General features: G+C 42.2%; 10 protein-coding genes. 8 read left to right on the top strand and 2 right to left on the bottom strand.

The window, feature by feature from the left end; genetic code table 11:
* Window positions 1-26: 26 nt before the first annotated feature.
* Together nosD and ACQCN2_RS10995 are read left to right on the top strand one after the other, a co-directional pair.
* Window positions 27-1,370, top strand: coding sequence for a nitrous oxide reductase family maturation protein NosD (nosD, locus tag ACQCN2_RS11000; protein ID WP_426928954.1), 1,344 nt, complete (start codon window positions 27-29; stop codon window positions 1,368-1,370).
* A gap of 57 nt (window positions 1,371-1,427) precedes the next feature.
* Window positions 1,428-2,210, top strand: a complete 783-nt coding sequence (locus ACQCN2_RS10995; RefSeq protein ID WP_426928953.1) for an HAD family hydrolase — start codon at window positions 1,428-1,430, stop codon at window positions 2,208-2,210.
* 68 nt (window positions 2,211-2,278) lie between these two features.
* On the opposite strand, the gene ACQCN2_RS10990 is transcribed toward ACQCN2_RS10995, so the two are convergent.
* Both ACQCN2_RS10990 and ACQCN2_RS10985 read right to left on the bottom strand, forming a co-directional pair.
* On the bottom strand, window positions 2,279-3,220 hold the full coding sequence (locus ACQCN2_RS10990; protein ID WP_426928952.1) for an ABC transporter permease subunit: 942 nt from the start codon (window positions 3,218-3,220) through the stop codon (window positions 2,279-2,281).
* On the bottom strand, window positions 3,221-4,141 hold the full coding sequence (locus ACQCN2_RS10985; RefSeq protein ID WP_426928951.1) for an ABC transporter ATP-binding protein: 921 nt from the start codon (window positions 4,139-4,141) through the stop codon (window positions 3,221-3,223).
* A 226-nt stretch (window positions 4,142-4,367) separates the two neighbouring features.
* Between ACQCN2_RS10985 and ACQCN2_RS10980 the strand changes: the two genes are divergently transcribed.
* The 6 genes from ACQCN2_RS10980 (at window position 4,368) to ACQCN2_RS10955 (ending at window position 11,720) form a co-directional block, all read left to right on the top strand.
* A complete protein-coding gene (locus tag ACQCN2_RS10980; protein WP_426928950.1) occupies window positions 4,368-5,579 on the top strand; it encodes a sensor histidine kinase in 1,212 nt (403 codons plus the stop codon).
* Window positions 5,580-5,583: 4 nt separating this feature from the next.
* Entirely contained in the window at window positions 5,584-6,252 is a 669-nt protein-coding gene (locus tag ACQCN2_RS10975; protein ID WP_426928949.1) for a response regulator transcription factor, read from the top strand.
* Between the two features lie 97 nt (window positions 6,253-6,349).
* On the top strand, window positions 6,350-7,471 hold the full coding sequence (locus ACQCN2_RS10970; RefSeq protein ID WP_426928948.1) for a serine hydrolase domain-containing protein: 1,122 nt from the start codon (window positions 6,350-6,352) through the stop codon (window positions 7,469-7,471).
* A 275-nt stretch (window positions 7,472-7,746) separates the two neighbouring features.
* A complete protein-coding gene (gene glpA / locus ACQCN2_RS10965) occupies window positions 7,747-9,366 on the top strand; it encodes an anaerobic glycerol-3-phosphate dehydrogenase subunit GlpA (RefSeq protein ID WP_426928947.1) in 1,620 nt (539 codons plus the stop codon).
* The gene (locus ACQCN2_RS10960) at window positions 9,359-10,510 is read left to right on the top strand and encodes an FAD-binding protein (protein WP_426928946.1); all 1,152 of its coding nucleotides are present in this window, start codon (window positions 9,359-9,361) and stop codon (window positions 10,508-10,510) included. Before glpA ends, ACQCN2_RS10960 begins: the two co-directional genes overlap by 8 nt.
* Window positions 10,503-11,720, top strand: a complete 1,218-nt coding sequence (locus tag ACQCN2_RS10955; protein ID WP_426928945.1) for an anaerobic glycerol-3-phosphate dehydrogenase subunit C — start codon at window positions 10,503-10,505, stop codon at window positions 11,718-11,720. The genes ACQCN2_RS10960 and ACQCN2_RS10955 overlap by 8 nt, the downstream gene beginning before the upstream one ends.
* Window positions 11,721-11,739: the final 19 nt, after the last annotated feature.

The following is an 11,739-nucleotide window of genomic DNA, read 5'->3' as shown; positions in this document are numbered from 1 at the left end:
TGCAAGTAAATGGAGGAGTCGGGTAGATGAAGATCGTAGCAATGATCGGGGCTTTTCTCATATTCTATCTAGCCGGTAATCTTCCCGCCTTGGCTCAGGATTCCCTTCAGGAGCAAATAGATTCTACCTCAGTGAATGGTGTATTAAAAATTCCTGATGGGCTCTATATCGGTAATCTAGTGATCGATAAGCCAATGACGATTATTGGTTCAGGACAAACCATTATTCAAGGAGACGGCACCGGAAATGTAATCAGAATTACCGCTCCTCAAGTGCATTTAGAAAACCTTATCATTCAGCACAGTAGTTATGACTTGAATGGATTTGAAGAATTTTCAGGAGTTCGTGTGGAGTCCAATCATAATAGTCTGAAGGATTTGCGAATTTCGGAGTCCTTTAATGGCGTCTATTTGTATAATGCCAATGACAATGAAGTGAACAACGTAGAAATAACAGGGATTGGGAAGTTTGAGATAGGTGGACAAGGAAATGGCATTCAGTTGTTAAACGCTCACAACAATCAGTTAGTAAATAATAAGATCCATGAAACGAGAGACGGGATCTATTTTTACCAATCGAACGGAAATAAGATTGATAAAAATTTGATTATGCGTACTCGTTATGGGTTCAACTCTTATTACACTAAAAACAACGAATTTACGGGCAATACATTTACGAATAATGATAGCGGAGTGGTCATTACTTATTCCAAGAATACCACGATTAGCGATAATGAATTTTCATTTCACAGGGGTACAAAAGCATTTGGCCTCGTCATACAATCGAGCAGCGTGGTACAAATAAAAGGGAATCGCTTTTATGAGAATGTTCGAGGACTTTATATCGATCAATCTTTGGAGGGCAACATCGAAAACAATCAGTTTATTCGAAACCAGGTTGGTATAGAATTGTGGGCGAGCTCGAACAAACAAGTTTTTTCGCAAAATAAATTTGAGCATAATACCATGCCAGTCGCTACTATTGGCGGCATAGGGAAAAACGAGTGGAGTAAAAATAAAAGAGGAAACTATTGGGGAGAAACAAAGCCCGTTTTTGATTTGAATCAAGATGGATATGGGGATATCCCTGTAGAATATAATTCTTCCTTAAGTAATCTAATCCAAAAGAATGAACTAATCTTTCTGTTTTTACATAGTCCGGGTGTTCAGATTTACGAGAAGATCAATGAGTTTTTAAATAAAAATGAGATCGTTTTTATTGATCACTATCCATTGGTGGACAACGCGCCAAAAAAGTCCCTGTTACGTGATTTGGTGTTTGTGATTCTATTGATTTTGGGGATGAATCTGTTATTCCGAGCAAATGCCCTTTACTTCGTGTCAAAATTTTCAAAAGAAAAAAAGAGGTGAATGCAACGATTAATAGTATATATGTTAGAATCATTTATTTAGAAAGAGTGATCTTTGGTGAATTATGATATCTCAGGTGTCATATTGGATTTAGATGGAACCTTATTAAATTCTAAAAAAGAAGTGACTCCTAGAAACATGGAAGCCGTGATGAATTGTTATGAAAAAGGTGTACCTATCATCATTGCAACCGCACGTCCACCCAGATCAGTTAAGCAATTAGTTCCCGAAGAGCTGCTGAAGTTAGGTGTAATTGTTTATTATAATGGAGCTCTAATTGTTAACGAAGAACAACAGATCAGAGAACATTTTCCCATAGAATCGACGTTATTATCTGATTTAGTCAAATGCATCATGGAGCTGGAAAATGATCCTCACCTATCCATTGAAGTAGAGGATCGCTGGTATAGCAATAAGAACCTTGACTATCAAGTAACAATGAAAGTTACAGAAAATCCTGAGATCATTGATTTTGATCAAATTCAACTATTACACGCTTCCAAAGTGCTGATTACCAATTTTAAATCCGCACAAGCTTTATTCAATCAGTTTAATGAACAGCTAAACATCATCAGTACAGACCAAGGTGAGCTTATTCAAATCATGTCAAAGAAGGCTTCCAAAGAATATGCTGTCCAAAGAGTTTGTCGTCATCTTAACATCCCGATCCAAAATGTAATGGCGTTTGGTGATGATTTTAATGACTTAGGGCTATTCGAGATAAGCGGATACCCTATTGCTATGGGGAATGCTATCGATGAACTAAAAGCATTAGCTAAAGAAGTAACTGCCACGAATGACAACGATGGAGTAGCATTGGTTTTAGAAAAATTACTGTAGATGATAGAAGTAAGAGACATTTTTCCCTCCGTGGTAGGTGGGTTTAAATGTCTCTTTTTTACTTCCCTTTATCCCGCAATATCGCGTCTATTAAACACAGTCCAAGTGGTCGCAACGAACAGAACAAAATAAATCAACAGAACGATAAGAGAGAAGTTCAGTGTCATGCCTTCGATCAGCGGCTTGCCCTCCTGGTACATCGATAACTGGGTATTGGCAAACAGTGTATATTTAATCCAATTGTATTTGGTAGCCAACAGACTGGTCGCTACTCCACCAAACAATTGAAGCAGGAAGGATATACCAATAGCTAATGAAGAAATGCGGAATAGGCTGGAAATCATAAACGAAATCGTTGCCACAAATAGCAAGTTCACCGAAGCCAGACCGTACAATGAGAGCAGATGGACAATCATATTCCCTTCCAGGACGTTGCCGTAGGCATCAACGGATAGATAGGGAGTGTCTATATAGGTAAATCCAAACAAAATTCCTTTGCACAGAAACGTTCCAACAAACAGAATCGTAAGCATAACCACAGCAAACTGCAGGACAGCCAAGTATTTGGCCAGAAGAATCTTTGAACGGCTATACGGTTTTACGAGAAGGGATTTGACTGTTCCCCAAGTAAATTCATTGGCAACAATGCCTGCAGCTACAACAATAACAAGTAGACTAATGAAAGGAATCTCGTTTATCCCTTTTTGGGTATAGCTCCAAGCGGAATAATCAATTGGTACGATGTTGTGTGCCAAAGCGTATTCATTGATCTTGATAGTCTCTTCCAGCTGCTTGATGGCAAGGGGATCCTGCTCTTTTTGCAGATTACCCTTTAATTGGCTTATATTTTGTTCGGCTTGAGTTCGCCATTTGGTTACATCCGGAGCTGGTTGATCATATTTACTAAGGATGCCGCCTAGTGCTATGACCAATAACAACATCGAGATCATCACCCAAGTGCCGAATCGGGAATAGATTTTCATATTTTCATTGCGCAGTAATTTAATCACCTAACTGACCCCCGTAATTTCTAAGAATTTTTCTTCAAGTGTCTGCGTCAAGATCTTCACTTCAAACAAATTGATTCCGGCATATACCAAAGCGGAGATCACTGCGGGAATCTGTTCTCTACCTAGGTTCACAATCAGCGAATCATCAATAACTGTGCATGATACTGCCATGGCTGTACTTGTTAAAATCGCATAGGCGTGCTGCAGCTGATCAACGTCAAGAGCAATGGTTACGTTCGTTGTATCGTTCTTGATCATTTCTTGTAACGATTTCACATCGACCAGTTTTCCCTCTTGGATAATCGCAATCTCGTCGCACATGAGCTCCATTTCCGAGAGCAGATGGCTAGAAACAATCACTGCTGTTCCTTCCACTTCCGCTAATCTCCGGAGATGATCGCGCAGCTCTCGAATTCCTGCCGGATCAAGACCGTTCGTCGGTTCATCTAAAATAAGGACAGAAGGCCGGTGGAGCAACGCTTGCGCAATCCCAAGCCGCTGTTTCATGCCTAAGGAATAAGTTTTCACCTTTTGATGAATGCTCTTTTCCAATCCAACAAGTGCAATCACTTCTTTTATTCGCTTGCGGTCAACCTGGTGAAGCATATTGGCGGTATGGACAAGATTCTTGTATCCTGACAAAAACTTGTACATTTCAGGGTTCTCAACGATGGCGCCAACATGTTGAATCGCCTTTTCAAACTCCTGTTTTACGTTGGCCCCTTGTATGGTAATCTGGCCGGAAGTAATGGAAGATAAGCCAACCATCATTCGGATGAGTGTGGTTTTCCCCGCTCCATTTGGGCCTAAGAGTCCAAATACTTTCCCTCTCGAAATATCTAAGCTAACGTTCTGGATGATCGTTTTCATGCCGATTTTTTTGGTAATATTCCTCAGTTGTACAATGGGCTCTTTTATCATCGTTTCCTCCATCTTTCGTTCTCTCATAACCAGTTAGTCTGACTCGTATTCACTTTTACTATCATATTTGAAAAGTTTTGCCTGAAAAACGACCCTGAGATTGATCGTCTTTTCCGTCTTAGGATGGAGACACTTGTTGAATCACAACTGTTCGATAATAATGAATAGTTTAACTATTTTCCTATTAAAATATTCCTGTAACATTTACAATTAAAGAGTTCAACTCATGAAATATACTCTAAATGGGGAAAGAGACGTGGAGATGGGGAAATCAAAAGGTATTGAGAGGCTATTAGCATCGTTTGTGGAAATCGCGATGTTTAGCTTTCGTCTGTTGTTTTTTGTGTATATCATATTTGATTTGTATATCGAGAAGGATACGGTTCCCGATTTTTATCTCAACCTTATATGGATATTGGCTGCCATGTTTCTTCCACTTTGTTTCTGGGTCCCCTATCTGATTCAAAAACGAAGCCTTTTTTGTGTGGTAGAGATGCTGTTAAGCGGGTCTTTGGCGATCCATATCGTTCAATATTCGCATAGCTACACCAATGTGTTTAGTATGTCGGCCTTATCCATTTCGTTTTTGTTGGAGAAACGGGTTTATTGGCTCATTATCGTTCTGGCTGCTTTTCCTATTGTTCAGCTTTTCATGAAAGGGTTTATCTTTGATAGCAAGGGGGACTTGTATTTCTATCTGTTTGATAATTGGTTCATTCTTTGTGTAGGACTAGGATTAAATCTCATTATAAAATCCTATAAAAAAACAGAAGAGTTGAATGGAATCATTGCCGCACAAAATCAAGCATTGATTCAACATGCGAAGCAAATTGAAACCCTAACGCTAGTTGAAGAGCGAGATCGAATGTCCAGAGATTTACATGATACCCTAGGGCATTCCTTTATCTCATTTATTATGGGACTGGATGCGATCATGTATTTGGTGGATTCGAAGCCAGACCTGGCCAAAACAAAAATAGAGGAGCTTCGGAATCTTGCGACGCTCAATCTGGAGAAAATCCGCAGCACCATTCATCAAATTGGAATCCAAACCGACATTCAAATAACTGACAGTTTTTCTACGATCATTCAGGAGTTTTCCAATTATACGAGCACCGAGGTAACTTTTCATGTGACGGGTGATGAGTATTATTTACATCATTCCATGAGAATGGCTTTGCTTCGATGCCTACAGGAATCATTGACCAATGCCAAAAAACATGGGCAGGCAACCCATATTCACGTTACACTTGCTTTTTTAGACAATGAGATACAAGTAACCATACAGGATAATGGTAAAGGAACGGATCAGGTGGAGTTTGGATTCGGATTAACTTCGATGAGAGAACGGGTGGAAACTTTAAACGGAGAATTGCTTATAACGTCAGTCTTACAGGAAGGAACAAGGATCAAGTGCAGTATTCCTTACAGGAGGTGAGCAAATGGAGGATATCCGGGTTATAATTGCGGACGATCAAGAATTGATCAGAGAAAGTCTGAACATTGTGCTCAATATGGAAGAGCAGATAACGGTGGTAGGGCTGGCACAGGATGGAGAAGCAGCGATTCAACTATGTGAAAATGTATCTCCAGACGTTGTTCTTATGGATATCAACATGCCCAAAATGGATGGGGTAAGTGCGACAGAGCGTATAAAACAGAAATGGCCACACGTTAAAGTGATCATTCTTACCTCCTATCAGGAAGTGGATTATGTGATCAGCGCTTTAGCGAATGGGGCAGAGGGCTATTTATTGAAATCCATACATCCCCGCAGTCTTGCGAGCAGTATCCGTTTGGTCTATAACGGAGGGACGCTCATAACGAAAGAAATGGCTGCTAGCTTAATTAACAGTAAGCATCAAGAGGGAGAACAGCAGCAGGAGGTTTCGGAGCAGCGAACGATCCTAATCAAGCAGTATGGATTAAGCGAACGGGAAGTGGAAGTTCTACAATTGCTTGCAAAAGGATTAAAAAACTCAGAAATTTCACAACGCCTCTTTTTAAGTGAAGGCACTGTGAAAAATTATATTTCCAACCTTTATGGAAAGCTGGAGGTAAAGGGGAGGTTGGAGGCTGCCCAAAAGGCTCGGAATGAAGGGATCGTCTAATATAACTTTTTTCATCGAGAATGTGACTTTTCTGCACTACCTCATGTGACGTCTGTTTCCTAAAATTAAAACAGACAATGAACATGGAGGAATCGATGTGAAAAGAGTACTGAGAGTTTTGGCGATCTTACTAGGTTGTATCATTATTTTTTCGGCACCTGCAGCATTTGTATTTGGAAGTACCACGCATTCCAATTTAAAAGGCACCGAGACAGAGAAGGTCCAGGAGTTTATGAATGACTTTGTTAAAGAGAAGAATTTTAATGGCTCTGTACTGGTCATGCATAACGGGAAAGTTGTCCTTAATGAAGAGTGTGGGTTGGCTGATCGTGAAAAGAAGCTCCCCTTTAAGAAGGACACTTTATACCCGATTGGTTCAGTATCAAAATCGATGACGGCGATTGCTATTTTACAGCTTGAAGAGCAAGGGAAAATATCTACCCAGGATTCACTCTCGAAATATTTCCCTGATTTTCCGAATGGCGACAAAATTAAGCTTCACCACTTATTGAATCATAGCTCCGGACTTGTTGATTACCTTGACGACGTAGAAACGAAAGATTGGACACAGCCTTACTCTGACAAGGAAATCATGAATCTCATCACATCTAAACCTCTGAAGTCAGAGCCAGGGGAAACCTTTAACTATATTAGTTCGGGCTACTACTTGCTTGGCAAAATCATTGAAAAAGTGTCAGGGGAGAATTATGCGAGTTACTTGAAAAATCACATCTTCGACAAGGCGAACATGACTCATACGCTGGTTATGGACGAGGAAAATATGAAAAACATCGAAGTGAAGGGATATGAACAAGACAGCTACACAAAAAATTTCCATCCTTCTCTCCTGTTTGCTGTCGGAGGTGTTCTTTCTACAAAAGAGGATTTAGCGGCTTATATTCAAGCCATCGAATCTCACAAGCTGTTGTCTGAATCAGAAACCAATAAGATGCTCAATCCTTCCGTGAAATCAAAGCTGATTGGATATGGATATGGCTGGTACATCGCGAATAATTTTTACTCCTTGGACGAAAATCTTTATTATCATGGTGGTTCATTACCGGGATTGCGAACTGGGGTCATGAGGTTCAAGGATCAGGATTTGACGATTGTTATCTTCAACAACACTGGATATTCATGGAATTATGAAGCTCTTGGCAAAGAAATCGCATCAATCATTTTCAATAAACGGTTCTGGTTCTATCAAAAAATTCAATAGAATCAGTTGGTAGAAATAACTCCCTTTACACGACTGGGTGGAAGGGAGTTATTCGTTCATCATTCTGTCACGGTACATCCCCGCACAAAAGCCAACTATCTGTTATGGTTAAATCAGAAAACATAATACAAGGCTTGGAGATTCGGAGAAAGCCATAAAAACAAATGGGAAAGATGAGTATTCTTCCTGTGTGTTTTTATGGCTTTTTTCTATTCAGTCCCCCGACGTTTCATTTGAAAAAAGCCTTGGTGTATGGCGATTCGGAGGTAATCGATATGGGACAAAAAATAGTAACCGAAGTAGTTGTAATCGGCGGCGGTATGACAGGAGCGGGCGTACTTCGTGATTTAACTTTGCGTGGTATCAAAGCGATATTAGTCGAGCAGCAAGACTTAGGACATGGAACTTCAACACGCAATCATGGGTTGCTACATTCTGGTGCGCGGTATGCGGTTCGTGATGAAGAAGCCGCGATTGAAAGCTATCGTGAGAACCTTATCCTGAAAAAAACGGTTCCAGGTTCTGTCGAGCAAACAGGCGGTTTATTTGCGAAAGTACAGGAAGACGATGATGGTTATGTGTCCAAATGGCTTGCAGCTTGTGAAAAAGTAGGGATACCTGCCGAAGAAGTTCCGATCGAGCAAGCTTTGAGGGAAGAGCCTTTTCTGAATAAAAAAGTGCAAGCCGTTTATCGTGTGCCAGATGGTGCTGTGGATTGCTTTACGATGGTCGTCGATGTCGTGGCGGATGCTGTAGCTCGTGGAGCAAAAGCGCTTACCTATCATGAGGTTGTGGACGTATTAACGGTGCAGAATCAGGTCATCGGTGTACGCGTTCGTGATGTTTTTACAGGGGAGCTCAAGGAGATTTTCGCCAATCTGGTGATCAATGCCGCAGGACCGTGGGGATCGAGGATTGCTGAGTTAGCCGACGTTCCATTGCGCTTGATTAACAACAAAGGGATGCTCGCGATATTTAGTCATCGCTTTAACAGGCAAGTCATAAATCGTCTGCGTTTGCCGGGAGATGCGGACATTTTTGTCCCGGCCCATAACGTCACGATATTCGGTACAACCGGAATCAATGTGGAAGATCCGAATGATTTTTCCTTACACAGAGAAGAACTTGAAGGAATGTTGGTTGAAGGAGAAAAGCTAGTTCCGTCGATTCATGGAATGCGCATGATTCGCGCTTTTAGTGGCAGTCGTCCACTCTATCAGGAATCTACCGTGTCCGATGCAAGCGGAAGAAATGTGACCCGTGGAATCGCATTGTTAGACCATCAGCGACGGGATGGTTTAGCCGGACTTATCACGATTACAGGCGGAAAATTAACCACCTTCCGATTTATGGCGGAAAAAACGGTGGATTTGGTCTGCGAAAAGCTCGGAGTACACGCAACATGTACGACCGATCAGGAAATGGTCCCACACCGAAATGCGGGGGAGTTTTTTAAAGAAGTGGACATGGCCCCGGCAGCTAAGCATAAGTTAACGCATTGGGCTGGCACGAATGCTGAGAAAATCAAATCATCAATTCAAGAGAAAGATTCAAACGTTGTTGTTTGCGAGTGCGAGCAGGTAACGTGGGCAGAAATTGAAGCGGTTATCCCTGAAGAAGGACGCTTGCATCTAGGTGATATTCGCCGCAGAACCCGCTTAGGGATGGGCCCTTGTCAAGGAACCTTCTGCAATCATCGGGTCGCTGCTCTGGCGGTTGAGAATGGTAAGGCATCTACTGAAGAAGCGGAATGGGCACTTCATCATGCACTCGGCGAAAGAAAAAAAGGGATGGATGTGGTTGCCACTGGCGAAACAGCCAAGCAATTGCAGTTAATGGAGGCCATTTATCGGGTTTCGTTGGGAATCGGAGAGGAGGATCATCACCATGTATGATGTTGTTGTTATAGGTCAGGGTTTATCCGGAATGCTTTCCGCTATTTGGGCGAGAGAACTTGGGTTGAGAACAGCGTTAGTTGCGGCTGGGACGGGAAAAGTCATGCAATCCTCTGGCGTGATGGATCTAATTCCAGGCTCAGATGGGGGATTACAAGAGTGGGCTCGGCTTAATCAACTGACTACCTTGAACAAATCACAACTCGCAGGGGCAATCGACCAATTCAAAGCACTCACGAAAAAAGTAGGATATCGGTACAAAGGAGAAATCGATGATCTGATTTCGATTGTGACGGGCTCAGGTCATATCAAAAAGACCGCTTTCTATCCAGAGACCATTTCTCCGCTCCCAGAACAAGGACATGTTGTGATTGTTGGCTTCCAGGAATTGATCGATTTTCAGCCGGCCTATATTAAAGGGAATTTACAAAAAGCTCGTCCCGAGTTATCGATTGATACTATGAAGATTGAGCTGGGCAACCACTCTCAACGGACAATGACGCAGTTGGATGCAGCGCGGCTTCTGGATCAGAAAGAGGTGCGGAATCACTGTATCACACAAATCAAGGCTCAGATGGCTACTAAGAAAATGAGTCAGCCCGACCTGTTTATTTTCCCTGCTTCCCTTGGGGTGGATGAATGGAAGGAAACGATCGAGCAGTTCTCTTTTGAATTAAAAGGAAGGGTGACAGAAGCACCTGGAATGCCGCCGAACACAACGGCGATTCGCCTCAATGAACGGTTGAAAAAAGAAGCGGTTAAATCAGGTGTGAGGTTTTATACTGACACCACTGTTGTGGGCTGTACAATGGACGAAGATCAAATAAAATCATTAACCATCCAATTAGCGAATAAAGTAACAGAGCTAGGCGGGAAACAATTTATTTTGGCTACAGGCGGAATTTTAGGCGGCGGGTTGGAAGCAACTCCCGACGGGGTGAAAGAGACAGCGCTGCGGCTTGAGACAGATGAATTTGGGCAATTGATTCATTGTCCTTCCAACCTCTTACCGGCAGGTGCAAGTAAATCTACGAAGGTGACACATCATGGGGTTACAGGTGGAGTTTATTCCATTTTCTCAGCCCATGAACTCGTAGCCAAACTTCACCAACAACCGATGATGGGAGTGACTTGTAGTGCTTGAGCTGGCATTCAATACAAACACCTACGAAAATTGCCTGAAATGTAACGCTTGTGTCGCAAGTTGTCCCGTCACAAACGCAACATTGGATTTTGGTGGCCCTAAACATTTGGGACCAGAGCTAAAGAGATTAGTAGATAATCAGCAAATCATCGATGATAAACGACTCGAGTTATGCACACTATGCGGCAATTGCGACATGTCTTGCCCCGAAAACGTCCATGTTTCGACATTGATTGCTTATGCAAAAGCCATACATTCAGACGTATCAGGGACCAAATTTCGCGACATCATGTTAAGCAACGCTGAAATGCTTGGCAAGCTTGCTTCGGCCTTTGCCCCTATTACGAATATGACAATGAGAATAAAACCGGTAAGAAACGTAATGGAAAAGGTCTTGGGAATATCAGCGGATCGTCAATTCCCAGCCTATCGTTTTCAAAATTTTAACCGGACGTACAAAAAGAAAACAGCCAATACGAAACGGAAAGTAGCCTATTTTGTGGGTTGCTATGCAACCTATAACGCTCCTGAAGTAGCCCAAAGCTTTATCAAGGTAATGGAGAATAACGGCATTGAAGTCGCCAAACATGATCAAAAATGCTGCGGCGTTCCCATGTTCGCCAACGGGCAAATGAAGCAAGCGTTGGATAATGCCCAATACAATATTCAAAGTTTGTTAGCGTATACTCGCCAGGGTTATGACGTGGTGTTAACCTGCACGAGCTGTACCCTTGCTTTTAAAAAGGAGTATGTGTCCTTTATTGGGACGGAGGAAGCCAAGGAACTGGCTCATCACGTATACGATGCGGATGAATATTTGCGAATGCTGAAAGACGCAGGCGAGCTTAACATGAATTTGGGGGCAATGAAAGACAAGGCTGGATACTACTCTCCGTGTCATATGAAAGCCCAAGGCATCGGAAATCCCGCCATGGACGTGTTAGAGCTGATTCCAGGCTTCCAAATTCAAGACGTAGGGGCCGGGTGCTGTGGGCAATGCGGAACCTTTGGATTCAAAACAGAAAAATATGATGTGTCGATGAAAATTGGCCACAAAATGGCAGATGCGGTCAAGGAAGTGGATGCTGATTACACGGTGACAGAATGCGGCATGTGTAAAAACCAACTCGACCAGCTGACTGATCGACCCGTTAAACATCCAATGCAAATCCTGGCAGAATCATACGAACAAGCGAAAGCTATGGTTTAATCCATGAACGGAAAGATCA

This window comes from Brevibacillus ginsengisoli, from assembly GCF_050113715.1.
In the GTDB taxonomy this organism is placed as follows: domain Bacteria; phylum Bacillota; class Bacilli; order Brevibacillales; family Brevibacillaceae; genus Brevibacillus_H; species Brevibacillus_H ginsengisoli.
The sequence above is the reverse complement of the archived record's forward strand: the minus strand, read 5'-3'. Positions and strand labels throughout refer to the sequence as shown.

What these genes read in the sequence shown, in the direction of transcription:
- nosD (WP_426928954.1), top strand. Translation starts at nt 27, where the DNA reads ATGAAGATCGTAGCAATGATCGGGGCTTTTCTCATATTCTATCTAGCC.
- ACQCN2_RS10985 (WP_426928951.1), bottom strand. Translation starts at nt 4,141, where the DNA reads ATGATAAAAGAGCCCATTGTACAACTGAGGAATATTACCAAAAAAATC.
- ACQCN2_RS10980 (WP_426928950.1), top strand. Translation starts at nt 4,368, where the DNA reads ATGAAATATACTCTAAATGGGGAAAGAGACGTGGAGATGGGGAAATCA.
- ACQCN2_RS10975 (WP_426928949.1), top strand. Translation starts at nt 5,584, where the DNA reads ATGGAGGATATCCGGGTTATAATTGCGGACGATCAAGAATTGATCAGA.
- glpA (WP_426928947.1), top strand. Translation starts at nt 7,747, where the DNA reads ATGGGACAAAAAATAGTAACCGAAGTAGTTGTAATCGGCGGCGGTATG.
- ACQCN2_RS10960 (WP_426928946.1), top strand. Translation starts at nt 9,359, where the DNA reads ATGTATGATGTTGTTGTTATAGGTCAGGGTTTATCCGGAATGCTTTCC.